At 71.8% G+C, this 24288-nt stretch carries 22 protein-coding genes; 6 read left to right on the forward strand and 16 right to left on the reverse strand.

Annotation, left to right across the window (positions count from 1 at the left end):
- Positions 1-24: 24 nt before the first annotated feature.
- From DEJ04_RS12405 to DEJ04_RS12430, 6 genes are read right to left on the reverse strand one after another with little or no spacing between them, the layout of a single operon-like run.
- Positions 25-1125: a calcium:proton antiporter gene (locus tag DEJ04_RS12405; protein WP_017888287.1), complete on the reverse strand. Its 1101-nt coding sequence runs from the start codon at positions 1123-1125 to the stop codon at positions 25-27.
- Between the two features lie 12 nt (positions 1126-1137).
- Positions 1138-2178 carry an ABC transporter ATP-binding protein gene (locus tag DEJ04_RS12410; RefSeq protein WP_258371373.1) on the reverse strand — a complete coding sequence of 347 codons (1041 nt, stop codon included), beginning with the start codon at positions 2176-2178 and terminating at the stop codon, positions 1138-1140.
- Positions 2175-2975: an ABC transporter permease gene (locus DEJ04_RS12415; protein WP_071246956.1), complete on the reverse strand. Its 801-nt coding sequence runs from the start codon at positions 2973-2975 to the stop codon at positions 2175-2177. Before DEJ04_RS12415 ends, DEJ04_RS12410 begins: the two co-directional genes overlap by 4 nt.
- Positions 2976-2978: 3 nt before the next feature.
- On the reverse strand, positions 2979-3782 hold the full coding sequence (modA, locus tag DEJ04_RS12420; RefSeq protein WP_111047258.1) for a molybdate ABC transporter substrate-binding protein: 804 nt from the start codon (positions 3780-3782) through the stop codon (positions 2979-2981).
- A complete protein-coding gene (locus tag DEJ04_RS12425) occupies positions 3779-4195 on the reverse strand; it encodes a molybdopterin-binding protein (RefSeq protein ID WP_111047259.1) in 417 nt (138 codons plus the stop codon). Before DEJ04_RS12425 ends, modA begins: the two co-directional genes overlap by 4 nt.
- Before the next feature lie 59 nt (positions 4196-4254).
- Complete coding sequence (locus tag DEJ04_RS12430; RefSeq protein WP_181437808.1) at positions 4255-5313, reverse strand: ThiF family adenylyltransferase; 1059 nt, start codon at positions 5311-5313, stop codon at positions 4255-4257.
- Positions 5314-5408: 95 nt separating this feature from the next.
- Between DEJ04_RS12430 and DEJ04_RS12435 the strand changes: the two genes are divergently transcribed.
- Positions 5409-7061 carry a glycosyltransferase family 39 protein gene (locus DEJ04_RS12435; RefSeq protein WP_111047261.1) on the forward strand — a complete coding sequence of 551 codons (1653 nt, stop codon included), beginning with the start codon at positions 5409-5411 and terminating at the stop codon, positions 7059-7061.
- 63 nt (positions 7062-7124) lie between these two features.
- Here DEJ04_RS12435 and DEJ04_RS12440 read toward each other — a convergent pair whose 3' ends face one another.
- The 5 genes from DEJ04_RS12440 to DEJ04_RS12460 form a co-directional block, all read right to left on the reverse strand.
- Positions 7125-8057 carry a 4-(cytidine 5'-diphospho)-2-C-methyl-D-erythritol kinase gene (locus DEJ04_RS12440; RefSeq protein WP_027466065.1) on the reverse strand — a complete coding sequence of 311 codons (933 nt, stop codon included), beginning with the start codon at positions 8055-8057 and terminating at the stop codon, positions 7125-7127.
- 9 nt (positions 8058-8066) lie between these two features.
- Positions 8067-9386: an O-acetylhomoserine aminocarboxypropyltransferase/cysteine synthase family protein gene (locus tag DEJ04_RS12445; protein ID WP_111047262.1), complete on the reverse strand. Its 1320-nt coding sequence runs from the start codon at positions 9384-9386 to the stop codon at positions 8067-8069.
- Positions 9386-10426 (reverse strand): LLM class flavin-dependent oxidoreductase, encoded by a 1041-nt coding sequence (locus tag DEJ04_RS12450; RefSeq protein WP_071406522.1) that lies wholly within the window; start codon positions 10424-10426, stop codon positions 9386-9388. Before DEJ04_RS12450 ends, DEJ04_RS12445 begins: the two co-directional genes overlap by 1 nt.
- 89 nt (positions 10427-10515) lie before the next feature.
- Positions 10516-11514: a RimK family alpha-L-glutamate ligase gene (locus DEJ04_RS12455; RefSeq protein WP_111047263.1), complete on the reverse strand. Its 999-nt coding sequence runs from the start codon at positions 11512-11514 to the stop codon at positions 10516-10518.
- A gap of 244 nt (positions 11515-11758) precedes the next feature.
- A complete protein-coding gene (locus tag DEJ04_RS12460) occupies positions 11759-12601 on the reverse strand; it encodes a helix-turn-helix transcriptional regulator (RefSeq protein ID WP_111047264.1) in 843 nt (280 codons plus the stop codon).
- Positions 12602-12702: 101 nt separating this feature from the next.
- Here DEJ04_RS12460 and DEJ04_RS12465 point away from each other — a divergent pair, with 101 nt between their 5' ends.
- Positions 12703-13443 carry an SDR family oxidoreductase gene (locus DEJ04_RS12465; RefSeq protein WP_111047265.1) on the forward strand — a complete coding sequence of 247 codons (741 nt, stop codon included), beginning with the start codon at positions 12703-12705 and terminating at the stop codon, positions 13441-13443.
- Positions 13444-13535: 92 nt separating this feature from the next.
- On the opposite strand, the gene rsmA is transcribed toward DEJ04_RS12465, so the two are convergent.
- The 4 genes from rsmA to rsmI all read right to left on the reverse strand — a co-directional run bounded on the left by rsmA (position 13536) and on the right by rsmI (position 17843).
- On the reverse strand, positions 13536-14387 hold the full coding sequence (rsmA, locus tag DEJ04_RS12470) for a 16S rRNA (adenine(1518)-N(6)/adenine(1519)-N(6))-dimethyltransferase RsmA (RefSeq protein WP_111030773.1): 852 nt from the start codon (positions 14385-14387) through the stop codon (positions 13536-13538).
- A gap of 2 nt (positions 14388-14389) precedes the next feature.
- On the reverse strand, positions 14390-15322 hold the full coding sequence (locus DEJ04_RS12475) for a TatD family hydrolase (protein WP_110862405.1): 933 nt from the start codon (positions 15320-15322) through the stop codon (positions 14390-14392).
- On the reverse strand, positions 15319-16887 hold the full coding sequence (gene metG, locus DEJ04_RS12480) for a methionine--tRNA ligase (RefSeq protein ID WP_111047266.1): 1569 nt from the start codon (positions 16885-16887) through the stop codon (positions 15319-15321). The genes DEJ04_RS12475 and metG overlap by 4 nt, the downstream gene beginning before the upstream one ends.
- Positions 16888-17021: 134 nt before the next feature.
- Positions 17022-17843 (reverse strand): 16S rRNA (cytidine(1402)-2'-O)-methyltransferase, encoded by an 822-nt coding sequence (gene rsmI / locus DEJ04_RS12485; RefSeq protein WP_111038303.1) that lies wholly within the window; start codon positions 17841-17843, stop codon positions 17022-17024.
- Positions 17844-17964: 121 nt separating this feature from the next.
- Between rsmI and DEJ04_RS12490 the strand changes: the two genes are divergently transcribed.
- Positions 17965-19596 carry a dolichyl-phosphate-mannose--protein mannosyltransferase gene (locus tag DEJ04_RS12490; protein ID WP_111047267.1) on the forward strand — a complete coding sequence of 544 codons (1632 nt, stop codon included), beginning with the start codon at positions 17965-17967 and terminating at the stop codon, positions 19594-19596.
- Positions 19597-19723: 127 nt separating this feature from the next.
- On the opposite strand, the gene DEJ04_RS12495 is transcribed toward DEJ04_RS12490, so the two are convergent.
- Positions 19724-20386, reverse strand: a complete 663-nt coding sequence (locus DEJ04_RS12495) for a TetR/AcrR family transcriptional regulator (RefSeq protein ID WP_111024668.1) — start codon at positions 20384-20386, stop codon at positions 19724-19726.
- 171 nt (positions 20387-20557) lie between these two features.
- Between DEJ04_RS12495 and DEJ04_RS12500 the strand changes: the two genes are divergently transcribed.
- The 3 genes from DEJ04_RS12500 to DEJ04_RS12510 all read left to right on the forward strand — a co-directional run bounded on the left by DEJ04_RS12500 (position 20558) and on the right by DEJ04_RS12510 (position 24288).
- Positions 20558-22099: an MFS transporter gene (locus DEJ04_RS12500; RefSeq protein WP_027466052.1), complete on the forward strand. Its 1542-nt coding sequence runs from the start codon at positions 20558-20560 to the stop codon at positions 22097-22099.
- A gap of 209 nt (positions 22100-22308) precedes the next feature.
- On the forward strand, positions 22309-23169 hold the full coding sequence (locus DEJ04_RS12505; RefSeq protein WP_171907880.1) for a sulfurtransferase: 861 nt from the start codon (positions 22309-22311) through the stop codon (positions 23167-23169).
- A gap of 51 nt (positions 23170-23220) precedes the next feature.
- Complete coding sequence (locus DEJ04_RS12510; protein WP_111047269.1) at positions 23221-24288, forward strand: NAD(P)-dependent oxidoreductase; 1068 nt, start codon at positions 23221-23223, stop codon at positions 24286-24288.

The raw sequence follows: 24288 nt of genomic DNA on the forward strand, positions 1-24288 counted from the left end.
AGATGTGTATAAGAGACAGCCGCCCTACGGCGAGACGGACAGCACGATGAACGCGGCGAAGATCACCAGGTGCACCCCACCCTGCAGCCGCGTGGCACGACCGGGCAGCACGGTGAGCACCGCCGCGACGATCGTCAGCGCGAGCAACACGATCTGCGACGGCCCGAGCCCGAGCAGCAGCGTCCCCGGCATGAACAGCGACGCGACCGCGATCGACGGGATCGTCAGACCGATCGACGCCATCGCGGACCCCATCGCCAGGTTCAGGCTCGTCTGGATCCGGTTCCGTGCGGCGGCCTTCGACGCTGCGATGCCCTCCGGCAGCAGGATGAGCAGCGCGATCACGACACCGACGAAGGACGGCGGGAACCCGACGGCGGCGACCCCGGCCTCGATCGCGGGCGACTCCACCTTGGCGAGCCCGACCACGGCGACGAGCGCGACGACGAGCAGCCCGAGCGACACCATCGTGGTGCGACCGGACGGGCGTGCGGCGTGGGCGTCCTCGGACTCGACGAGCACCCCGCCGGCACGGTTGACCGGCAGGAAGAAGTCGCGGTGCGCCACGGTCTGCGTGACGACGAACAGCCCGTAGAGCACCAGTGACGCGATCGCGACGAACACGAGCTGCGTCCCCGTGAAGGACGCGTCGTCGGTGCCGGTGGTGAAGGTCGGCAGCACCAGGGTCAGCACGGCGAGCGCGGCCACCGTCATGGTCGCGGCGCTGGCGCCCTCCTGGTTGAAGCGCACGGTGTTGTGCCGCAGGGTGCCGATCAGGATCGCGAGGCCGACCAGTCCGTTCATCGTGATCATCACCGCCGAGAACACCGTGTCGCGCGCCAGGGTCTCGGCCTGCGCACCGCCCGAGCTCGACAGCGAGATGATGAGCGCGACCTCGATGATCGTCACGGCGACGGCCAGCACGAGCGAGCCGAAGGGTTCCCCCACGCGGTGCGCGACGACCTCGGCGTGGTGGACGGCTGCGAGCACCGTGACCGCGAGCACGACCGCGACGACGACCACCACGGCGGTGCCGAGCCCGTAGCGGCCGTACGAGAACGCGAGCACGACGGCCGCCAGGATCGGCGTGGCCACGGGCCACACCTTGGGGAACCAGGAGGTCATCGGACCATTGTCTCAACCACGGGGCGCGTAGACCGCCACCTCGGCCGCGGGGACGTCGATGCGCACCGCGTCGCCGGGGGCGATCCCGAGCGCGGTCAGCCGCGCGAGCGTCAGGTCCGCCACCAGGTCACCGGCCCGCACCCGCACCAGTCCGTCGCGCGGTTCGAGCGACGAGACGGTGCGCGCGGCCCCGGCACCGTCCCGCGTCAGCACGGCGGCCGTCGGGTGGAAGGCGGCCAGGGCGGGCCGGCCGGGAGGCACGGCGTGCGCCCCCGACGCCAGCTCGCCCCCGCCGTCGATCGCGATCCCGCCCCCGGTGGCGGTCCCGTGCACCAGCGCGAGTCCGGAGAACGTCGCGGCGAACGCACTCGTCGGACGACCGAGGACGGCAGCGGGGGTGCCCTGCTCGACCACCCGGCCGCCCTCGAGCACGACGACGCGGTCGGCCAGTGCGACGACCTCGACCGGGTCGTGGGTGACGAGGACCGCGGGCCGGCCGGCGACGGCGGTCCGGAGTGCCGCGCGGACCTCGTCCTGCGCGCCGACGTCGAGCGCCGAGGTCGGTTCGTCGAGCAGCAGCACCGCCGGGTCGGTGGCGAGCGCGCGGGCGATCGCGACGCGCTGCGCCTGTCCACCGGAGAGCGTGTGTGGGTCGCGCGTGGCCAGGTCGGCGACCCCGACGGCGTCGAGCGCGTCACGGGCACGTTCCCGGGACGCGGCGCGACCGGTTCCGGCCGCACGGGGTCCGAAGGCGACGTTCCCGACGACGTCGAGGAACGGGAACAGGTCGGACCGCTGCGCGACGAGTCCGGTCCGGCGACGGTGCGCGGGGACGGTGTGCCGCGGGCTCGAGACCTGCACCCCGTCGAGTTCGATCCGGCCGGCGTCGATCGGCAGCAGCCCGGCCAGGGCCTCGAGCACCGTCGACTTGCCCGCACCGTTCGGCCCGATGACGGCCAGGCACTCCCCCGCGCTGACCTCGATCGCGACGTCGACGTCCCGCGACCCGACGACGACGTGCGCCCGGACGCCCACCGCACCCTCGGCCGTCACGCCAGGGCTCCGCGGGTGCGGAACGACGAGGCGCCGATGACGACGACGGCCACCACGACGAGCACGACCGCCAGGGCCACCGCGGTGTCCGGGTCGACCTCGCGCTGCAGGTAGACCTCGAGCGGCAGGGTCCGGGTGACCCCCTGCAGGCTGCCGGCGAAGGTCAGGGTGGCCCCGAACTCGCCGAGGGCCCGGGCGAAGCAGAGCACGAGCCCCGAGACGATGCCGGGCAGGACCCGCGGCGTCGTGACGGTCAGGAACGTCCGGGTCGGTCCGGCACCCAGGGTCGCCGCGACCCGTTCGTAGCGGTCGCCCTCGACGCGGAGCGCACCCTCGACCGAGGACACCAGGAACGGCATCGCGACGAAGGTCTGCGCGATGACGACCGCCGTCGTGGTGAAGGCGATGTGCAGGCCGTGGTCGTCGAGGAACGCCCCGACCACCCCGAGCCGACCGAAGGCCGCGAGCAGTGCGAGGCCGCCGACCACCGGCGGCAGCACGAGCGGCAGGAGCACGACGGCACGTGCGACGCCGACCCAGCGCGACCGTGACCGCGCGAACAGCACGGCGAGCGGGTAGCCGAGGACGAACGCGACGCCGGTGGCCGCGAGCGCCGTGCCGAGGCTGAGCCCGAGTGCGGTCAGTGACGCGGTGGAGGTCACGAGCCCGACGAACGACGACCAGTCCACCCGGCCGAGCATCGCGAGCACCGGCACGACGACGAACAGCCCGCCGAGCACCGCGGGCAGCGGGAGCCACCACGCGACCGGCGGCCGTCCGTCAGCGCGCGGAGCCACGAGTCAGGGCTTCCCGAAGCCCGCGTCGGCGAGCACGCGCTGCCCGGCGGCGGAGCGGACGTACTCCGAGAACGCCTGCGCGAGCTCCGGGTCCTCGGATTCCCGGAGCACGCCGATCGGGTACGTGTTGACGGCCTTGCCCGACTCGTCGAACGGGACGCCGTCGACCTTCCCGCCGGCTCCTCGGACGTCCGTCACGTAGACGAGTCCGGCGTCGGCCTGCCCGGACTCGACCTTGCCGAGCACGTCGGTCACGGACTGCTCCTCACTGACCGGCTCGAGATCGACGCCCGATGCGGACTCGACCTCCGCCGTCGCGGCACCGCACGGCACCGGGGCGGCGCACGTGACGAGCTGGACGCCCGGATCCGTCAGGTCGTCAAGGTTCGCGATGCCCTTCGGGTTGCCCGGTGCGACGGCGATCTCGAGGACGTTCGTCGCGAAGTCCTGCGGCGACCCGCTTGCCAGGTCGTCCGACGACAGCTTCGCCATGTTCGCTTCGTCGGCGGACGCGAACACGTCGGCGGGGGCACCGTTCTGGATCTGGGTGACGAGATCGCTCGAGCCGGCGAACGAGAACCGGATCGAGGCACCGGGGTTCGCGGTCTCGAACTGCTTGCCCAGGGTCGTGAAGGTCTGCTGCAGGGACGCCGCCGCGAACACGGTGATCGAACCGGTCGGCCCCTCGGTGTCGGAACCCGCCGGGGCCGATGCCCCCGAGCCCGTGTCCGGAGCCGTGCACGCAGCGAGCCCGAGCGCGACGGTGGCGGCGAGGGCCAGCGCCGCGAACGGCGGGAGGCGGCTCATCGTTCGTCCTCGTGCCGAGCGGGTGCCTCGACCGCGACCATCGTGGCCTTGACGGACGCCACCGCGACGGACCCGACCTCGAGCCCGAGGTCGCGGACGGCCTCGGCACTCATCAGGGACACCACGCGGTGCGGGCCGCACTGCAGCTCGACCTGCGCCATCACGGTGTCGACGACCAGGTCGGTGACGATCCCGACGAAGCGGTTGCGCGCCGAGCTCTTCACCGCGGACGCCGGGTCGGTCAGCTCGGAGCTGCGTTCGCGTGCGTACGCGGCGACCTCGCGACCGTCGACCACGGCTCGCCCAGCGTCGTCCGTGGCACGGGTGAAGGTGCCGCCGTCGACGAGCCGACGAACGGTGTCGTCACTGATCCCGAGGAAGGCCGCAGCATCCCGTACCCGCAGTTGCGCCATGATCCACCGATCCTATCCGCGGATGCGGCGGCAGGGGCGGTGGAGGTGACCGGGCTGGGTCAGGACCGGTGCTCGATCGCCACGGGCAGCCCCTCGCGACGCCAGGCCTCGAAGCCGCCGTCGAGGACCGTCACGCGCCTCCCGGCCGGTTGCCGCGCCGCCCACGCGTCCGCACGGGGTCCGCGTGCGCAGTAGACGACGACCTCGTCCGCACCGGTGTCGTCGGTGACGGCACCGGCGACCACGCCGGCCGCGCGTTCCTCGTCGGTCCGGACGTCGACGACGACCAGCGGGTCCGACGGGTCCGCCACCCTGGCGGCCAGGGCGGACGGCGCGATGCGCGGCGTCGCGGAGGCACCAGGGGCAGGCGCCGGTCGACGCGAGGCGGGTCCGCGGCGGACGGGGCTCTCGGTCCAGCGCCACCGGCGGGCGTCGACGGTCAGCACGCGTCCGAGCAGCGGGTCGCCGCTGCCGGTGACCAACGCGAAGACCTGTCCCGCCATCACCGCACCGACCGCACCGCACAGTGCGGGGACCACGCCGTCGAGGGCACACGAGCCCTCGTCGGGCAGGGCGTCGGGGTGCAGGTCGTGGAAGTCGACGCCGTCCGGCCCGGCGTCGCGGAAGACGCTGACCTGCCCGTCGTGGCCGAGGACGGTGCCCCACACGAACGGCACGCCCGCTGCGGCGCAGGCGTCCGAGACGGCCCGGGTGACCACGACCGAGTCGGCGGCGTCGACCACGACGTCGTGTCCGGCGACCAGGTCCGGCGTGAACGACCCGACCACGGCGACCGCGTCGAGTTCCGGGTCGACGGCGACGGCCCGGGCGACCGCGACCTGCGCCTTCGGCGAGCCGACGTCCGCGGCGGTGAAGAGCGTCTGCCTGGCCAGGTTCGAGGCGTCGACCACGTCGGGGTCGACCACCGTGAGCCGACCGATCCCGGCGAGGTACGCGACCACCGGCGCCCCGAGGCCGCCGGCCCCGACGACGAGGATGCGCGATGTGGCCAGGCGTCGCAGCCCGGTGACCCCGACGTCGGCGAGCGCGGCGGTCCGCGAACCGAGCTGCGTCCGCCCCGGGGAGAGCGCGGCGACGGGGGCGACGAGGGGTTCCATCCCGTCATTCTGGCCCGTCGCACCGAACTCCTGCATGTGAGAGTTCAGCGCCCGGACGCGGCGGATCCCCAGAGCAGATCGGTACGGTCGCGGGCGTGAGTTCCCCGCGCACCGGTACCGTCCCGGTCCGACGCACGACGTCGGACGCGTCGGTGCGCGCGCGCTCGCTGGGGCTCGTCGTGGCGGCTGTCCGAGCCCTCGCACGGACCCCCGAGATCACCGTCGGCGCGCTCGGCGTCGTCGTCGCGGCGGCCTTCAGCTGGGTACCGTCGGTCTGGTACGACGAGGCCGCGACCATCGCGAGCGCACAGCGCAGCTGGCCGGCGCTCTGGGCCGAACTGCAGAACGTCGACGCCGTCCACGGCCTGTACTACGCCGTGATGCACGTCTGGTTCACGCTCGTCGGGTACTCGCCGTTCACGCTCCGGTTCCCGAGCGCGCTGGCCATCGGGGTGTCCGCCGGCCTCGTCGTCGCGCTCGGCCGTCGTCTCGGCGGGGTGCGGCTCGGCGTCGTCTCCGGGATCGTGTTCCTGGTCCTGCCGCGCGTCGCCTGGGCCGGCACCGAGGGGCGCCCGTACGCCACCGTCACGACCTTCGCCGTCGCGCTGACCCTCGTGGGGATCACCGCGGTCCGGCGCACCCGGACCGGGCACCACGCGACCCGGTGGTGGGTCGTCTACGGCCTGCTCGCCGTGGTGGCCGTGCTGTTCAACGTCTACCTGGCCCTGGCCGTCGTCGCGCACGGGGTCGTGCTCCTCTGGACCGCCGTCGCCGACCGTGCCGCACGTCGCGACGCCGTGCTCTCGCAGCGCAGCGGTCCGGTGGTCGCGCCGATGGTCGACCGCGCCGCGTTCGTGCGCTGGGGCGTCGCCGCCGTCGGGGCCGCGCTCGTGGTGTCGCCGTTCATCGTCCTCGCGGCAGGACAGGCCAAGCAGGTCGGCTGGATCACCGGCGTCGGGTGGGCCACCGTGCGCCAGGTCGTCGCGACCGCCTGGTTCGGTGCCGTCTGGCCGTACGCGGTGCTCGGGTGGGCGCTGATGATCGTCGGCGTCGTGCTCGCCGTCCGGGCCACCCGACGCCCCTCCCCCGCCGCCCGTGACCTGCTGCGGATGCAAGCCGTGCGCGTCGCCGTCCCCCTGACGATCCTGCCCACCGCACTGCTCGTCGGCGCGACCGCGGCCGGGGAGCACCTGTACTCCCCGAAGTACGCCAGCCTGAGCCTGCCGTTCGTCGCGCTGCTCATCGGCCTGGCGATCACGGCGATCCGACCCCGGCGGTGGCTGGCGCTCGCGGTCGTCGGGATGCTGCTCGTGTCGGCACCGACGAGCACGATCGTCCGGCTGCCACACGCGAAGCAGGACTCGCACTGGGCGAACGCGGCGGCGATCATCGAGCGCGAGCGGGACCGGCGCACCGACCAGAACGAGGGCGTCGTCTTCGGCAGCGTCTGGGAGCACCCGGGCACCACCGCGCAGGTCATCGCCGACTCCTACCCCGAGGCCTTCACCGGGATGCGCGACCTCGCCGTCGCCGAGACCGGTGCCGAACGCGGGCAGCTCTGGAACGTCAACGGGGACATCGCGACGACGGTGCCCCAGCGGATCTCCGGCATCGACACCGTGTGGTTCGTCGGCGGCAAGTCACGGAACATCCGCCCGCAGGTCACCGACACGCTCGTGGCCGAGGGGTTCCACGTCGTGCGCTACTGGCACACCGGCACGGTCATCCTCTGGAAGTACAGCCGCTGACGGTGGCGGTCCAACCGCTGATGGTGGCGGTCCAACCGACGACGGCTGTGCCGGGGCCTCGGGTCAGTGCACCACGCGTGCGCCGTGCACCGGACCGGTGGCCCGGAGTGCGACGAGGCCGGCGGCGCTGAGCTCGACCTGCAGTTCGAGCGCGGCGTCACGGTCACCGACCAGGAACGCCACGGTCGGTCCGCTGCCGGACACCAGGCCGGCCAGGGCACCGGACTTCTCACCGAGCTCCAGCGTCGCCGCGAGCCGGGGCTGCAGACGCATGGCCGGTGCCTGCAGGTCGTTGTGGACGCAGTCGGCGAGCAGGTCGGGGTCACCCGCGCGCAGGGCCTGCAGGACGTTGGCCTCGACCACGGGGTGCGACGGCGCCGGGGAGATGTCGGCGCGGTACCGCTCCCGGTGCTCGTCGAGCGCACGGTAGACGGCCGGGGTGCTCAGCCCGTCGTCGCTCAGGGCGAGGACCCAGTGGAACTCACCCTTGGCCAACGCCGGGCTCAGCTCGTCGCCGCGACCGGTACCGACGGCGGTGCCGCCGGCGAAGGCGAACGGCACGTCGGCGCCGAGCTGTGCGGCGAGCCGGAGCAGCTCTTCGCGACCGAGCGCGGTGCCCCAGAGCGTGTCGACGGCGAGCAGGGTCGCCGCGGCGTCCGCGGAGCCACCGCCCATGCCGCCGGCGACGGGCACCTGCTTGTCGATGGTCAGCCGCACGCCGCCGCGGTGTCCGGCCGCGTCGGCCACGAGCCGGGCCGCACGGATGGCCAGGTTCGACTCGTCGACCGGCACGGTGCTCGTGTCGATCGGCCCGGTGAAGGTGACCGAGAAGTCGTCGGCGGCCTCGGCGGTGACGTCCTCGTACAGGGACACCGCCTGGTACGCCGTGGCGACGTCGTGGTAGCCGTCGTCCTGCAGCGCCCCGACGGACAGGAACACGTTGATCTTGCCGGGGGCGCGCGTCCGCACACGGGTCGGTGCGGCCAACGTGGTCATGCGCCCAACCTATCCCGCTGCGGCTGCCGTGAACCCCCGCGCCAGGTCCGCGGTGATGTCGTCGATGTGCTCGAGGCCGATCGACAGGCGGATGAGGCCGTCCCCCACCCCGGCGGCCGCCCGCTCCGCCGAGGTCATCTGCACGTGGGTGGTCGATGCCGGGTGCACGACGAGCGAGCGGACGTCACCGAGGTTCGAGACGTGGTCGAACAGCTCGAGCGCCGCAACGAACCGTCGGCCCGCGGCGACCCCACCGGCCAGGTCGAACGACAACACGGCCGACGGCCCCTTCGGCACGTAGCGCTGCTGCAGGTGGTGCCACGGCGAGTCCGGCAGGCCGGCGTAGTGCACGTGCTCGACCTGGTCGTGGGCGTCGAGCCAGCTCGCCACGGTGGCAGCGTTCGACACGTGCCGGTCCATGCGGAGCGACAGCGTCTGGATGCCCTGCAGCACCAGGAACGCGTTGAACGGTGCGATCGCGGGCCCGAGGTCGGCGGACAGCTTCGAGCGGGTGCGCTGGATGAACGCCCGCCGCCCGAACTTCTCGGCGAAGTTCGTGTTCGCGAACCCGGACTGCTCGGTCGAGGCCAGCTGCGGGTAGGCGTCGGCGTGCGCGGCCCAGTCGAAGTTCCCGCTGTCGACGATGAGCCCGGCGATGGCGCTGCCGTGTCCGGCCAGGTACTTCGTCGCGGAGTGCACGACGATGTCGGCGCCGTGCTCGATCGGGCGCACCAGGTACGGCGTCGCGATGGTGTTGTCGACGATGAGCGGCACACCGGCCTCGTGTGCGACCCCGGCCACCCCGGCGAAGTCCAGGACGTCCCCGCGGGGGTTCGGGATGGACTCGCCGAAGAACGCCTTCGTCTCCGGGCGCACCGCCGCCGCCCACTCGGACAGGTCGGTTGGGTCCTGCACGAACGTGAAGGTGATGCCGAGGTCCCGCAGGGTCGACGCGAACAGCGTGTAGGTCGCGCCGTACAGCGAGGCGCTCGACACCACGTGGTCACCGGCGCGTGCGACACCGAGCACGGCCAGCGACGTCGCCGCCTGCCCGGACGCCAGCGCCAGCGCACCGATCCCGCCCTCGAGGTCGGCGATCCGGCGTTCGAGTGCTGCCGCGGACGGGTTGTTCACCCGCGTGTAGGTGTGGCCGGGAGCGTCGAGCATGAAGCGCGCGGCGGCGTCCTCCCCCGACGGGTAGACGTACGCGGCGCTCTGCGCGATCGGCGGCACGTTCGCGCCCCACCCCGGGTCTGCCTTGAAGCCGGCGCGGATCTGGCGGGTCTCGAACGCCCAGCCGTCCTCGGCGTTGGTCGGCGTGGCACCCATCAGGACTGCGCCCCGACCGACTGCCGGACGAGCGGGATGACCTGCTCGCCGAACCGGTCCATCTCCTCGAGCTGCGGCGAGAACTGCAGCAGGAGCGTGTCGACCCCGGCGTCCTCGAACTCCCGGATGCGGTCGGCCACCTGCGACGGCGTCCCCACGAACCCGGGGCGCAGGCCGCGGTTCGACACCGAGTAGTCCTCGAGCGAGGGCACGTGCTCGAGCTGCGACTTCGAGATGAAGTCCTGGTACGACTCGTACGCCTTGCCGTGCTGCACGTCGGTGATCCGGGCGAGCTCGGCCTGCGCCTCCTCCTCGGTCTCGCGCACGATGACGTACGCGGCCATGCCGAACGCCTCGAACGGCGGCAGACCGGCGTCGACGCGGCGCTGCTTCATCTCGTCGATCTTCGCGCGGAGCTCCTCGACCGTGCCGCCGTGCGTGACGTAGGCGTCGGCGTACCCGGTGATCGCGGCCTTGCCGGCCTCGCTCTCCCCACCGGCGTAGATGCGCGGCGTCACGCGGGGCTTCGGCTCGAGGTGCGCGTTCTCGATGTCGTAGTACTCGCCCGAGAACGAGTACGGGGTCTCGCGCCACAGGCCCTTCATGACCTCGACGAACTCCGCGGTGCGCTTGTACCGGTCGTCGTGCTCCGAGAAGATCCCGCCGTACTGCTTCGCCTCCTCCGCCCACCAGGCGCTCACGACGTTGAAGGTGAACCGGCCGCACGAGATGTCGTCGATCGTCGCCGCCTGCTTCGCGGTCACCGCGGGCAGGTGGTACCCGGGACGCATCGCCGCCATGATCTCCAGGCGCTCGGTCGTCGCTGCGATGGCCGCCGCGAGCGACCACGCCTCGAGCGAGGGCGCGGCCGTGCCCTTGATGTCGTTGAGGTTGAGCTCCGGCACGAGCGTCAGGTCGAAGCCGATCCGCTCGGCGCGCTGCGCCAGGCGCTTCACGTAGTCGAAGGTGACCGGCATGTTCTCGTTGTCGACGTTGCGCAGCCAGCCGCCGAAGAGCGGGGTCCAGTATCCGAATCGCACGTGGGTTCCTTGGGGGGGGGTGTGGGAAAGGGGACTGGAGGCCCGTGGCGGGCCCGCCACGGGCCTCCAGTCCGGTGGTTCTTGCGTTCTCAGGCCGTGAGCTGCGCCGCGTACTCCGCTGCCAGCAGGCCACCGAGGTACTTCGCGATGGAGCGCGGGCCGGAGGCCGGCGCGGACTCCTCGACCGCGGGGTTGTAGTTCGTGTTCGTGTTGATGTCGTAGACGACGGTGCGGCCGTCCGTCGTCTCCATGAACTCGACGCCCGCGATGGTGACGCGCTGGTCGGCGAGGAACGTGCGGAGCTGCTGGACCAGCGGGTGCTCGGCGGTGATCTCGGTCCGGACGGCGAACGCCGGGGGCGCACCGGCGGTCTCAGTGCCGGGGACGTCGCAGACAGCACCCGCGATGACCTGGGGCACCTCGCACGCGTCGGCGGGGCAGAGCTCGAAGCTGCCGGCGCTGGTGTCGACGCGGACCGCGTACACGAACTCGCCGCCGACGAACTCGACGCGGGTGATGAAGGGCTCGCGGGCCGTCAGGTACTCCTGCAGCAGGGTGATGCCGTCGACCGGGGCCTCGAACTCGGGGCTGTCGACGTAGGCGTCGAACTCGGCGAGCGAGTCGAACCGCCGCACGCCCAGGCCCTTGCCGCCCTGGTTGTGCTTCGTGATGAAGGGGACGTCCTGCCCGTCGGTGAAGGTGCGGGCGGCGTCCTTGAGCGTCGTCGTGCCGAACACGGCGGTCGTTCGGGGCACGTCGAACCCGGCCTGCTGCAGGAGACCGTGCTGGGCGACCTTCGAAACCTCGAGCTCGAGCACGTGGCTGCCGCCGACGACCTGGCGGCCGGCACGCTCGAGCCAGCCGAGGATCGCCCGGGTGTACTCCTTGCTGTGCTCGTGGCCGCGGGTGTGGGAGCTCGCGGACATGCGGCTCCAGTAGACGCCGGGGGCCGGCTCGGCCGCGAGGTCGATCTGCCCCTCGGTCAGCAGGATCTCCTCGACCGGGACGCCCTCGGCCTCGAAGGCGGCGGCGAGCGGGGGGAACCACTCGGGGTTCTCGTGGATGACGTACACGCGCGGAGTGCTCACGCCCCCACCCTAGGCACGGTATACCGCACGTGCCCAAGTGTGTGACGTGGCGTTGCTTCTCGGGGCGGGGCGGGGGCGGGCGGGTCGCACGGTGCGCGCTTGTCCGGTCGGTGCGAGGTTGGTCGCTCGGTGACGGACTGTAGGGCGGCACCGAGCGGTCAACGATGCACGGGCTGACGAACCTCGCACCGTGCGGGGTCGACCAACCTCGCGCGAGCCGAGCGAACCCGCACCGTGCGCCGCGTCAGCCGGCGAAGGTCTGCTGTCCGACGACGCCGAGGAGCTCGAGCTTCTGCGCGTCCTCTGATCCTGGAGGCGCGGTGAAGAGCAACAGGGCCTGCGCCTGGTCGTCGGTGTGCAGCACCTGGCAGTCGACGGTGATGCGGCCGAGCTCCGGCTGCACGATCGTCTTGTTGTCCGACCAGCGCGTGGCCACCTCGTGCTTGGCCCAGAGGTCGCGGAACTCGGCACTGCGCGTCTGCAGCTCGGCGATGAGTTCCGTCGCCCGGCGGTCACCCGGACCCGCGAGCCCGACGGCCGCCCGGAGCGACGCGACCACCACCCGACCCAGCCGCTCGTGCTGCTCGGGTGCGTACTTCGTGAGCTCCTCACCCGTCACGAACCACCGCCACGCCTGGTACCGGCGGTTGCCCGGCAGGCCGACCGAGCTGCTGAGGAGCGCCGCCGCGAGCCGGTTCTCGACCAGGGTCTCGCCCAGGTGACTGACGACGATCGCCGGGGTGTCCTCGAGCCGGTCGAGCACCCGCAGGATCGCCGGGTCGACGTGGTCGGCGCGGTGCATCCGGGTCGGGGCGTTCTGCCCGGACAGGTGGAACAGGTGGTCGCGCTCGTCGAGGCTGCACCGCAGGGCCCGGGCGATCGCGGCGATCATCTGCTCGGACGGCTGCGGTCCGCGCTGCTGCTCGAGTCGCGTGTAGTAGTCGACGGACATGCCGGCGAGGGCAGCGACCTCTTCACGGCGCAGCCCCGGGGTCCGGCGCCGTGGCCCCTGCCCGAGACCGACGTCCTCGGGGCGCAGCAGCTCGCGGCGACGGCGGAGGAAGTCGGCGAGTGCGGCACGGTCCATGGGTCGATCATCGTCCGCTTCCGGCCCGGGTGCCAGGGATCGCCGATCCCCCGATGACCGCGCTCTGGTTGCGACCGTGTCCACGGAGCATCGTGGTGGTCATGGACATCACGAACTCCACCGTCTTCATCCCCGGCGCGACCTCGGGCATCGGTCTCGCGCTCGCCCAGCGCCTGCAGGCCGCCGGCAGCACCGTCGTCATCGGCGGCCGTCGCCAGGCCCTCCTCGACTCCCTCGCCGCCGAGCACGGCTTCGGCACCGTGCAGATCGACGTCGCCGACGCGGCGTCCATCGAAGCCGCCGCCACCTCGGTGCTCGAGGCGTACCCGTCGCTCGATGCCCTCATCACCATGTCGGGGATCATGCGTGACGAGGACCTCCGCGACCCCGAGCACATCCACGACGCCCTCGAGCTCGTCCAGACGAACCTGGTCGGCACGATCCGCCTCGTCGACGCGTTCCTGCCGCACCTGCTCGCCCAGCCCTCGGCCACCCTGATGACCGTCACCTCCGGTCTCGCGTTCGTCCCGCTCACCGCATCACCGACGTACAGCGCGACGAAGGCCGGTGTGCACGCCTACACACAGGCCCTCCGTCAGCAGCTCGTGGGGTCGTCGCTCGAGGTGCTCGAGCTCGCCCCGCCGGCCGTCATGACCGACCTGATGGGCGGCGCGGACTTCGGCGGCATGCCGCTCGACGCCTTCGCCGACGAGGTCATGGCACTCATCGAGTCCGGCGCTGCCCCGGAGATCCTGGTGCAGAACGTGCACCCGCTGCGCTTCGCCGAGCGGAACGGCAACCACCAGCAGATCCTCGAGATGATGGCGTCCCGCGAGCACTGAGTCGGGCGGCCCGCCGGCGTTCGCACCATCGCGGTCAGCAGGTACGCAGCACGCAGGCGTCAGGGCGGGGCCGGCGCCAGGCGTGAGAAGGACTACTCCGCAGCCGCCAGGACCGTCCGCCCGAGCCGCACGAAGTCGTCCACACCGATCGCCTCGCCCCGGGCGGTCGGGTCGATACCCGCCGCCGTCAGGACCTCGGACGCGTGCGCACTGCCGCCGAGCACCCCGGACAGGCTCTGCCGCAGCATCTTGCGCCGCTGCTGGAACGCCGCGTCCACCAGCGTGAACACCCGCGACCGCAGGAGCTCGTCACCCGGGGGCTCGTGCCGGTCGAACGCCACCAGGACACTGTCGACGTTCGGCACCGGCCAGAAGACCTGACGGCTGACCAACCCGGCGGTGCTCCACGACCCGTACCAGGCGGCCTTGACGCTCGGCGAACCGTAGACCTTGCTGCCCGGACCGGCGGCGAGCCGGTACCCGACCTCGGCCTGCACCATGACGAGCGACCGCTCGATCGACGGGAAGGTCGCGAGCAGGTGCAGCAGCACGGGCACGGAGATGTTGTAGGGCAGGTTCGCGACGAGGTGCGTCGGCTCGACGTCGAGGTCCGCGGCGGCGACGGTCATGGCGTCCTGCTGCACGACCGTCAGCCTGGCGTCCGGCTGCATCGACGACACCGTCGACGGCAGCTTGGCGGCCAGACGCTTGTCGATCTCGACCGCGGTGACGGGGGCGCCGGTCTCGGTGAGCCCGAGCGTCAACGACCCGAGACCCGGCCCGATCTCGAGCACCCGTGCCGACGGGGTCACACCGGCGACGGACACGATGCGCCGCACGGTGTTGGCGTCGTGCACGAAGTTCTGCCCGAGCTTCTTCGTCGGGGTGACGTCGAGTTCGGCCGCGAGCTCCCGGATCTCCGCCGGGCCGAGCAGTGCGCCCACGACTACTCGTCCACCGTCACGGGCTCGGCGTCCCACGCGCCGTAGACGAGCTCGGTGTTCGAGGCGATCTGGGCCGCGAGCATCGAGGCGTCCGTGCCGAGCGTCTCCGCCATCGACCGCAGGGTGAGCGGGATGAGGTACGGCGCGTTCGGGCGGCCACGGAACGGGGTGGGCGTCAGGAACGGTGCGTCGGTCTCGATCATGATCAGGTGCCGCGGGGCGACGACCAGGGCTTCACGCAGCAGTGCGGCGTTCTTGAACGTCACGGTGCCGGCGAAGGACATGTACCAGCCGCGCTCGGCGCAGAGCCGGGCGAGGTCCGGCCCGCCGGAGAAGCAGTGGAAGACGGTGCGTTCCGGGGCACCCACGCGGTCGAGGACCTCGACCACGGCGTCGTGCGCGTCGCGGTCGTGGATCGTCAGCGCGAGGTCGTGCTCCTTCGCGATGCGGATGTGCTCCTCGAACGAACGGACCTGGGCGTCACGGCCGTCCTCGCCGGTGCGGAAGAAGTCGAGGCCGGTCTCACCGATCGCCCGGACCCGCGGCAGCGCGGCGAGCCGTTCGATGCCGGCGAGGTGCTCGTCGAGCAGCCCCTGTTCCTGCAGCACGGGCGCTTCGTTCGGGTGCAGCGCGACGGCCGCCAGGACCCGGGGCTCCCGGGCGGCGATCGACGCGGACCACTCCGAGGTGGCGAGGTCGGTGCCGACCTGCACGACACCGCGCACGCCGACGCTCGAGGCGCGGTCGAGGTGCTCGCGGTACTCGAGCGGACCGTCACCCCCGTCGCCGACACCGTCGGCGATCTCCATGTGGGTGTGGTTGTCGTACACCGGCACGACGAGCGCCTGCGGCAGCGGCGGGTACGTCAGGTCGCGCTTCGAGCCACCGGACGCCCCGTCACCGCGGGACCGGACGTGCGACTCGGCGTCGGTCACGCGGAGACCTGCTCGATCCGGGGGAACAGCCCGCTCTCGAGCGGCACCACGTGCGACGCACCCTGCCACTCGAACGCGCGGTCGACCCGCTGCTCGGCGACGGACCCGCCGGCGCCGATCGAGGCCCAGAGCTTCTCGGTCGCCTTCGGCATGACCGGGGACAGCAGGACGGTGACGGTGCCGAGGCCGCGGAGCGCGGTGGTCAGGACCGTGCCGAGGCGCTCGCGGTTGGCGTCGTCCTTCGCCAGGGCCCAGGGCGCCTGCTCGGTGATGTAGCCGTTCAGGGCGTCGACGAGCTCCCACACGCTCGCGATCGCCTCGTGCGGGGCGAAGGCGGCGATGGCGGCGTCGGCACGCTCGGTGACCGACACGGCCAGGGCGTCGATCGTCTGGTCGGATTCGGTCAGTTCGCCACGCGCCGGAACTTCGCCGTCGCAGTACTTCTGCAGCATCGCGACCAGGCGCGACGCCAGGTTGCCGTAGCCGTTCGCGAGCTCGGCCTGGTAGCGCGCCGAGATGTCTTCCCAGCTGAAGTTGCCGTCCTGCCCGAAGGTGATGGCGCGCAGGAAGTAGTAGCGGAAGGCGTCGGACCCGAACGTGTCGGTGATCTCCGACGGCGCGATGCCGGTCAGCTTCGACTTGGACATCTTCTCGCCGCCGACGAGCAGCCAGCCGTGGCCGAAGACGCGCTCCGGCACCGGCAGTCCGGCGGCCATGAGCATCGCCGGCCAGATGACGGCGTGGAAGCGGGCGATGTCCTTGCCGACGATGTGCACGCTCGGCCAGAGGCGCTTGAAGGCCTCGTCGTCGTCGGTGCCGTAGCCGAGCGCCGTGACGTAGTTGAGCAGGGCGTCGAACCACACGTACAGCACGTGGTCGCTGTCCCACGGGATCGTGATGCCCCAGTCGAAGCTGGAACGCGAGATCGACAGGTCGCGGAGCCCCTGCTTGACGAACGAGATGATCTCGTTGCGGACGCTCTCCGGCTGGATGAACAGCGGGTTCGACTCGTACAGGTCGAGCAGGCGCTGCTCGAAGTCGGACATCCGGAAGAAGTAGTTGCGCTCGGCCAGCACCTCGACCGGGATCGAGTGGATCGCGCAGACCTGCTGGCCCTCGTACGCACCCGTACCGGCGACCAGGTCGCTCGGCTGCTTGTACTCCTCGCAGCCCACGCAGTAGAAGCCCTCGAACTCGCCGGCGTAGATGAAGCCGTCGTCGTACAGCTTCTGCAGGAACGCCGTCACGCCGCGCTCGTGCCGTTCGTCAGTGGTGCGGATGAAGTCGTCGTTCGCGACGTCGACCGTGTCGAGCAGTGGCTTCCAGGCGTCGTTGACCAGCCGGTCGGCCCATTCCTTGGGCGAGACGTCGTTCGCCGAGGCGGTGCGCAGGATCTTCTGCCCGTGCTCGTCGGTGCCGGTGAGCAGCCAGGTGTCGTCACCGCGCTGCCGGTGCCAGCGCGCGAGGAAGTCCGCGGCGACCTCGGTGTAGGCGTGCCCGATGTGGGGCACGTCGTTCACGTAGAAGATCGGCGTGGTGATGCTGAACGAGGACCCGGCGGACATGCGGACCATCCTACGGGCGCACCGAACCCTGATGACGCGTGCGGCGGTGGACTGTGGAGAACCGGGTCCGGGAGGCCCGTGACGGGCCCGCCCCGCGCCTCCAGACCGGCGGACGCGAACGTGACGAGCCCCGCTCAGCGCGCCGCGAGCGCCCCTTCGTAGAGGTCCCGCTTCGACAGCCCGGTCGCGTCCGCGACCGCCGCGGCGGCCTCCTTCATGCGCATGCCGGCGGCCACCCGCTCGAGCACCAGGCGCACGCCGTCGTCGAGCGTGGCTTCTTCGGTGGCCTCCGCGGCGCCCGCGACGACGATGCAGATCTCGCCCCGCACCCCTTCGGACGCCCACGCGACGAGTTCGTCCAGCGGCCCGCGACGGACCTCTTCGTACAGCTTCGTGAGCTCACGGCAGACCGCGGCGCGTCGGTCGTCCCCGAACCCGACGGCCATGTCCGCCAGGGTCTCGGCCAGCCGGTGCGGTGACTCGAAGAACACCATCGTCCGCTGCTCCCCCGCCAGCGCCTGGAACGCCCGGCGGCGCTCCCCGGCCTTGCGGGTCGGGAACCCCTCGAACGTGAAGCGGTCGGTGGGCAGCCCGGACACGGCGAGCGCCATGAGCACGGCCGACGGCCCGGGCAGGGCGGTGACGGTGACCCCGGCGGCCGCGGCGGCCTCGACGAGGGGGAAGCCGGGGTCGCTGATCGCGGGCATGCCGGCGTCGGTCAGGACCACGACGTCCTCGTCGCGGGCGAGCTCGACGACCTCGGACGCCTTCGCCCGCTCGTTGTGCTCGTGCAGGGCGATGAGCCGCGGACGGTTCTCGATGCCGAGGGCGCGCATCAGGTGGATGGCGGTCCTGGTGTCCTCCGCCGCGACGACCGTGGCGTTGGAGAGGGTCTCGACGAGACGGCGCGAGGCGTCCCCGAGGTTGCCGATGGGCGTTGCTGCGAGGACGATCACGCACCCATTGTCCCCGCACCGCGACGCCAGCGCGGCCCCGGGGCGGCCGCGGGGCGGCTGCGTCGGCGCGAGCAGCCCCGTCGCAGCGGGGACATGTGGTCGATCCGTAGGATGCTCAGCGATGACCAGCGAGCTGACCGACGACCGCACGGCCGTGCCCGACGGGCCGGTCGGCTCGCGCCTGGACGACTGGTGGGGGCGGGTGCTCTCCACGTCGCAGCGCGTCGCCGTGTGGCGGTGGACGGGTCCGCTCGCGGTGACGCTCCTCGCCGCCGTGCTGCGACTGGTGAACCTCGGCAACCCGCACTCGCTCGTGTTCGACGAGACGTACTACGTCAAGGACGGCTGGTCGATCGTGCACCTCGGGTACGAGGGCACCTGGCCCGCGAACCCGAGCGGTGACACCGCCCCGACGACCGACGACCGGTTCGTCCGCGGTGAGACGGACGTCTTCACGAGTGCCGCGGAGTTCATCGCGCACCCGCCGCTCGGCAAGTACCTCATCGGCCTCGGGATGCTGCTGTTCGGGGCGGACAACTCGTTCGGCTGGCGCTTCACGGTGGCCGTGCTCGGTATCGCGACGGTGTTCCTCACCGCCGTGATCGCCCGGTCGCTGTTCCGTTCGACGATGATCGGCACGCTCGCCGGCTTCCTGCTCGCGATCGACGGGCAGGCGATCGTGATGTCGCGGGTGACGCTCCTCGACGGGATCCTGACCTTCTTCGTCATCCTCGGGTTCGGGGCGCTGCTGCTCGACCGACGGCAGGGTCAACGGCGGCTCGACGAGTGGGTCGCCGCCCGCGCCGCCGCCGGGCGGACCACCCTGTGGGGGCCGGTGTTCTGGTGGCGGCCGTGGTTGTTCGCGATGGGCCTGGCCCTGGGCCTGGCAGCGGCGACGAAGTGGTCGGGCGTGTACTTCCTGGCGTTCTTCGCCGTGTACTCCGTGCTCAGCGACATGATGATGCGCCGCCGCGCCGGGGTCGAGTTCTGGTCGTCGAGCGCGCTGCTGCAGCAGGCACCGGTGTCGTTCCTGCTGACCGTGCCGATCGCCGCGGTGACCTACGTGGCGTCGTGGACCGGCTGGTTCGTGTCGAAGGACGGCTGGGACCGCAACTGGCTGTCCTCGGGCGGCGACCGCTGGACCGGGCTGCTCGCCTGGGTGCCGGACAGCCTGCAGAACTGGTGGCACTACCAGTCGGAGATCTACGCCTTCAACATCGGGCTGCACACCCCGCACTCGTACCAGGCGAACCCACTGCTCTGGCTCGTGATGCAGCGCCCCACGTCGATGTTCTACGTCGGCACGGACGCCGGGCAGGACGGCTGCTGGGCGAACCGCTGCGGCGAGGCGATCACCGGCATCGCGAACCCGTTCATCTGGTACGCCTCGGTCATCGCGACGGTGGCGCTGCTCGTGCTCTGGGTCCTGCGCCGGAAGTGGGAGTACGGCTTCGTCCTGCTCGGCGTCGCGGCGGGGTACCTGCCCTGGCTGATGTACGTCGACCGGACGGTGTTCCAGTTCTACACGATCGCCTTCGAGCCCTACATGGTGATGGCACTGGCCGCCGCGATCGGGTTGGTGCTCGGCAGGCGGAGCGACGAACGGTCACGACGGTCGCGGGCGATCCTGTGGGTCGGCGTGTACCTGGGCGTCGTCGTGCTGGCCTCGGTCTACTGGTACCCGATGTGGACGGCGATGCAGGTGCCGTGGGACTTCGTCCGGTCGCACTACTGGATCCCCAGCTGGTTGTAGCCGGTCCGGCAGGGCTGGCAGGTCTGACCGGGCTCGCCGCGCTCGTCGCGCTGGGCGCTCTGGTGGCGACCACGTCCGGACTGGAGGCCCGTGGCGGCGCCGCCACGGGCCTCCAGCCGGTCCGTGGTCAGGACTGCGCGTGCAGCGCGCGCTCGATCGACTCGCGGTCCAGCGGGTCGCCGAGCATCGGCGCGGTGTCGTCCGTGCCCGGCAGGACGCCCTGGATCAGGAGTTCCGCGTAGCGGCGCCAGGCATCAGGGTCGTGTTCGCGGGTGGCGTCGGCGACCGCACCGACCATCGCGGTGAGCATCGGCAGGTCCCGGTAGTCGAAGCCGGGGCGGACGACGCCGGCGGTCTCGGCACGGCCGATGATCGCGGCGACCTGGCGTTCGAGCCGGTCGCGCTCCTGCACGATGGACGGACGGGCCTTGCCGGCACGGACGATGGCGTCGGCGAGGGCGCGGTCGCGTGCACGGAACGCGAAGACGCCCATCAGGTACACCCGGAGCGCCTCGCGCGGGTCGGACACGTCCGCGGCGCGCGCTGCGGCGTCGTTCATGGCCTCGAACTTGGTGGCGAGCAGCGCCTCGATCAGGGAGTCCTTGTCGGCGAACCGTCGGTAGACGGTGCCGACCCCGACGCCGGCCTCGTGCGCGATGTCGTTCAACGTGACGGAGAGCCCGCGCTCCGCGAAGCACTTGCGTGCCGTCTGCAGGATCAGCTCGCGGTTGCGCGCTGCGTCGGCGCGCAGCGGTCGCTCGAGGTCGGACGCGGACTCGGTGGTGCTCACGATCCGACCGTAGTTGCACTTTCTGGGAACAAGTGGATGCCCTCCTTCCGTTTCGGTCTACACTGACCACAAACGGATGCCTCGCATCCGGTTTCGTCACCACCACATCTCGGGAGTGCCCGACGGCGCGCACCTCCACCCCACCCTCCAACCTTCTCGAAGGAGGCTGCCGTGACGGCAGAACACACCGTGCCGACCCCCACCGGGACAGCACCCACGACTCCGGGCACCACCCCCGCCAAGAGCAACCACCGCTGGATCGCCCTGGCGGTCATCGCCCTCGCACAGCTGATGGTCGTGCTCGACGCGACCATCGTGAACATCGCCCTGCCCTCGGCCCAGGCCGACCTGGACTTCGGCACCGACCAGCGACAGTGGATCGTCACCGCGTACTCGCTGGCCTTCGGTTCGCTGCTGCTGCTCGGCGGTCGCCTCGGCGACCTGTTCGGGCGCAAGAACACCTTCATCATCGGGCTCGTCGGCTTCGCCGTCGCCTCGGTGCTCGGTGGCCTCGCCGACTCGTTCGGCCTGCTCGTCGCGGCCCGCGCACTCCAGGGTGTCTTCGGCGCGCTGCTCGCCCCGTCCGCACTCGGCATGCTGACCACCACGTTCCGCGACCCCAAGGAACGCGGTCGCGCGTTCGGCATCTTCGGGTCCATCGCCGGCTCGGGTGCGGCCATCGGCCTGCTGCTCGGCGGCGTGCTGACCGAGTACGCCTCGTGGCGCTGGTGCCTCTACGTCAACGTCGTCTTCGCCGTGCTCGGCGTGATCGGCGCACTCGTCTTCATGGAGAAGCCGCCGAAGGTCGAGCGTCCGCGCATCGACGTGCTCGGCGTCATCACCATCACGCTCGGGCTGGTCGGCGTCGTCTACGGCTTCTCGAACGCCGAGACGAACGGCTGGGACTCCCCCGTCACGATCGCCATGCTCGCCGGCGGTGTCGTGCTGATCGCCGCGTTCGTGTTCATCGAGACCCGCGTCGCCCACCCGCTGCTGCCCCTGCGCGTCGTGCTCGACCGTGACCGCGGCGGCTCGTTCATCGCGATCGGCCTCGTCGCGATCGGCATGTTCGGCATCTTCCTGTTCCTGACCTACTACCTGGAGCAGACCCTCGGCTTCAGCTCGCTGCAGACCGGTCTCGCGTTCCTGCCGATGCCGCTGTCGATCATGATCTCGGCGACGCAGATCGGTGGCCGCCTGCTGCCGCGCGTCGGGCCGAAGGTGCTCATCTTCGCCGGTGGGCTGGTCGCCGCGACCGGGCTCCTCCTGCTGCTCCGCACCGACCTGGACAGCTCCTACGCAGGCACCGTCCTGCCGGCGCTGATCGTGATCGGCCTCGGCATGGGCACGATCTTCTCGTCCGCGATGAACACCGCGACGACCGGGGTCGCCCGGGCCGACGCCGGTGTCGCCTCGGCGACGGTCAACACCATGCAGCAGATCGGTGGCTCGATCGGCACGGCGCTGCTGTCGACGATCTTCGCCGACGTGGTGTCGAACAGCCTGTCCGGGCTGACCGCCGCCCCGACCAAGCTGCAGCAGGCCCAGGCCACGCTCGACGGGTACCACGTGGCGTTCGGCATCTCGGCCGGCGTGCTCGTGCTCGTCGCCCTGGCCGGCGGACTGCTCATCAACCGGCAGTCGGTGCGGGTCGAGCGACTCGCGCGTGCCGGGTCCGCCACGACCGGGAGCATCCCCGCCGCGGCGCACTGACGCTGGCGGTTCGCTGCGCGTCTTCGGCCCGTTCCGGTTCTGCCGGGGCGGGCCGTCGTGCGTGGGGGGCGGCGACACCCGTTCCACGACGATCCACCTGTCGAACGACGCGTGCATCGTCGATCGATGCGCACGCACTCGGTGCCTGCGGTTGCGCCGTGTGTCCACGTCCCTGGCCCACGTCAGGGGTGCGGATTATGGTGTGCGACATGGCCCCCGTCCTGACCTCACCACTCGTGTCGACGCAGTGGCTCGCAGACCACCTCGGTGCTGACGAGCTCGTCGTGCTCGACGCCTCGGTGCACACGGTCGGCGCCGGGTTCGACACGAGCTGGCTCCCCGGGCGGGACGCCCACGAGCAGCGCGGCCACGTGCCCGGCGCCCGCTTCGCCGACCTGATCGACGACTTCTCCGCCGCCGACGCCGACGTCCCGTTCACCCGCCCCGGCGCCGAGCGCTTCGAGGTCGCCGCGGCACAGCTCGGCGTGACGAACACCTCGACCGTGGTGGTCTACGACGACAGCGTCGGCGAGTGGTCGGCACGCCTGTGGTGGATCTTCCGTTCGTTCGGCTTCGACTCGGTCGCGGTGCTCGACGGTGGCTTCACGAAGTGGCGCGACGAGGGCCGCCCGGTCCGCGTGGGCGCACTCCACACTCGCGCGACGCCGTCCGACCCCGATGCCGGTGCGTTCCTGGCCGGCGAAGAACGTGCGCTCTGGGCCGACCACGACCGGGTCACCCGTGCGGTCTCCGGCGAAGAGCCGGCATCCCTGGTGTTCGCCGCGCCCTGGGCGGCCCTCGGTGACGACCACCCGCCGATCGTGCCGGGCAGCACCCCGATCACGGCGGACACCCTGGTGGACCCCGAGACGAACGCGTACCTGCGCGGCGCCGAGCTCGAGCGAGCCTTCGCCGCGGTGATCGGTGCCGACGAGATCGTCACGTACTGCGGGGTGGGCAGCGCCGCGTGCGTCGACGCCCTCGCCCTGACGGTGCTCGGACACGACCGGGTGAAGGTCTACGACGGTTCGCTGGCCGACTGGTGGCGGCACGAGCAGCTCGCCTCCTGACGGAACCGATCGAGGGCCCTCGGCCGTGCCGCGCCGCACTACCGTTGCACCATGAGCACCAGACGCGCGGTCATCCTCGGCGGCACCGGCGGCATCGGCTCGGCCGTCGCACGGGAGCTCCTCGACGCCTCGGGCAGGGGCGGCGACGACTGGCAGGTGGACGTCCTCGCACGCCGAGGCGGCCCCGCAGCGGACGCGCTGACCGCTTCCGGTGCCACGTTCACGCCCGGCGACCGCCGCGACCGGTCCGTCCTGCGCGACCTGCTCCGCCCCGGAGCCGATCTGCTCGTCGACACCGTCGGCCTGACCCGCGACGACGCCCAACAGCTCCTGCCGTTCCTCGACGACGTCGGCTCGACGGTCTTCGTCTCGTCCAGGTCGGTGTACGCCGACGAGCAGGGACGGCACGCGAACTCGCTCGACAAGCCGGTGTTCGGCGGCGCGGTCACCGAGATCCAGCCGACCGTCACCGCCGGCGACGGGGACCCGACGAGTCGTGACGGCTACGGCGCCGCGAAGGTGGCCGCCGAGCAGGTCCTGCTCGACCACGGTGCTCCGGTCACGGTGCTCCGCCCGTCCAAGGTGTACGGCGTCGGCATCGGCCGCCCGCGGGAGTGGTTCGTCGTCCGCCGTGTGCTCGACGGCCGGGAGCGCATCCTGCTCGCCGACCACGGCCGCGGCGTCGACCACACGACGGCGGCGAGCGGCATCGGTTCGCTCGTCCGACTCGTCGCGGACGCGCCGGACCGCCGGATCCTCAACGTCGCGGATGCCTCGGCCCCGACCGCGCTCGAGATCGTGCGGACGATCGGCGGACACCTGGACCACCGGTTCGACGAGGTCCTGCTCGACGAGGACGCGCCCGCGTTCGTGGGTGGCACGCCGTGGTCGTCACGACCGCCGTTCGTCCTCGACACCACGGCGGCACGCGCCCTCGGGTGGGAACCACCGGAGTTCGCGACCGCCGTCGCCCCGGAACTGGCATGGCTGGTCGAGACCGCCCACGCGACGCCCGCCGACGGCGACGTCCCGTGGGCCGACGACCCGTTCTGGGAGCACATGTTCGACTACGGCCCCGAGGACGCCGCACTCGCGCTCCTCTCCCTCAACCTGGGGTGA

The organism is Curtobacterium sp. MCLR17_044, assembly GCF_003234435.1.
GTDB lineage: Bacteria > Actinomycetota > Actinomycetes > Actinomycetales > Microbacteriaceae > Curtobacterium > Curtobacterium flaccumfaciens.

Excerpts from the sequence above, each read along its gene's own strand:
- metG (WP_111047266.1), bottom strand. The coding sequence starts at position 16,887 with ATGTCCGCCGGGTCCTCGTTCAGCATCACCACGCCGATCTTCTACGTG.
- DEJ04_RS12505 (WP_171907880.1), top strand. The coding sequence starts at position 22,309 with ATGGCCCCCGTCCTGACCTCACCACTCGTGTCGACGCAGTGGCTCGCA.
- DEJ04_RS12465 (WP_111047265.1), top strand. The coding sequence starts at position 12,703 with ATGGACATCACGAACTCCACCGTCTTCATCCCCGGCGCGACCTCGGGC.
- DEJ04_RS12510 (WP_111047269.1), top strand. The coding sequence starts at position 23,221 with ATGAGCACCAGACGCGCGGTCATCCTCGGCGGCACCGGCGGCATCGGC.
- DEJ04_RS12445 (WP_111047262.1), bottom strand. The coding sequence starts at position 9,386 with ATGGGTGCCACGCCGACCAACGCCGAGGACGGCTGGGCGTTCGAGACC.
- DEJ04_RS12490 (WP_111047267.1), top strand. The coding sequence starts at position 17,965 with ATGACCAGCGAGCTGACCGACGACCGCACGGCCGTGCCCGACGGGCCG.
- DEJ04_RS12440 (WP_027466065.1), bottom strand. The coding sequence starts at position 8,057 with ATGACCACGTTGGCCGCACCGACCCGTGTGCGGACGCGCGCCCCCGGC.
- DEJ04_RS12425 (WP_111047259.1), bottom strand. The coding sequence starts at position 4,195 with ATGGCGCAACTGCGGGTACGGGATGCTGCGGCCTTCCTCGGGATCAGT.
- DEJ04_RS12460 (WP_111047264.1), bottom strand. The coding sequence starts at position 12,601 with ATGGACCGTGCCGCACTCGCCGACTTCCTCCGCCGTCGCCGCGAGCTG.
- modA (WP_111047258.1), bottom strand. The coding sequence starts at position 3,782 with ATGAGCCGCCTCCCGCCGTTCGCGGCGCTGGCCCTCGCCGCCACCGTC.
- DEJ04_RS12430 (WP_181437808.1), bottom strand. The coding sequence starts at position 5,313 with ATGGAACCCCTCGTCGCCCCCGTCGCCGCGCTCTCCCCGGGGCGGACG.
- DEJ04_RS12405 (WP_017888287.1), bottom strand. The coding sequence starts at position 1,125 with ATGACCTCCTGGTTCCCCAAGGTGTGGCCCGTGGCCACGCCGATCCTG.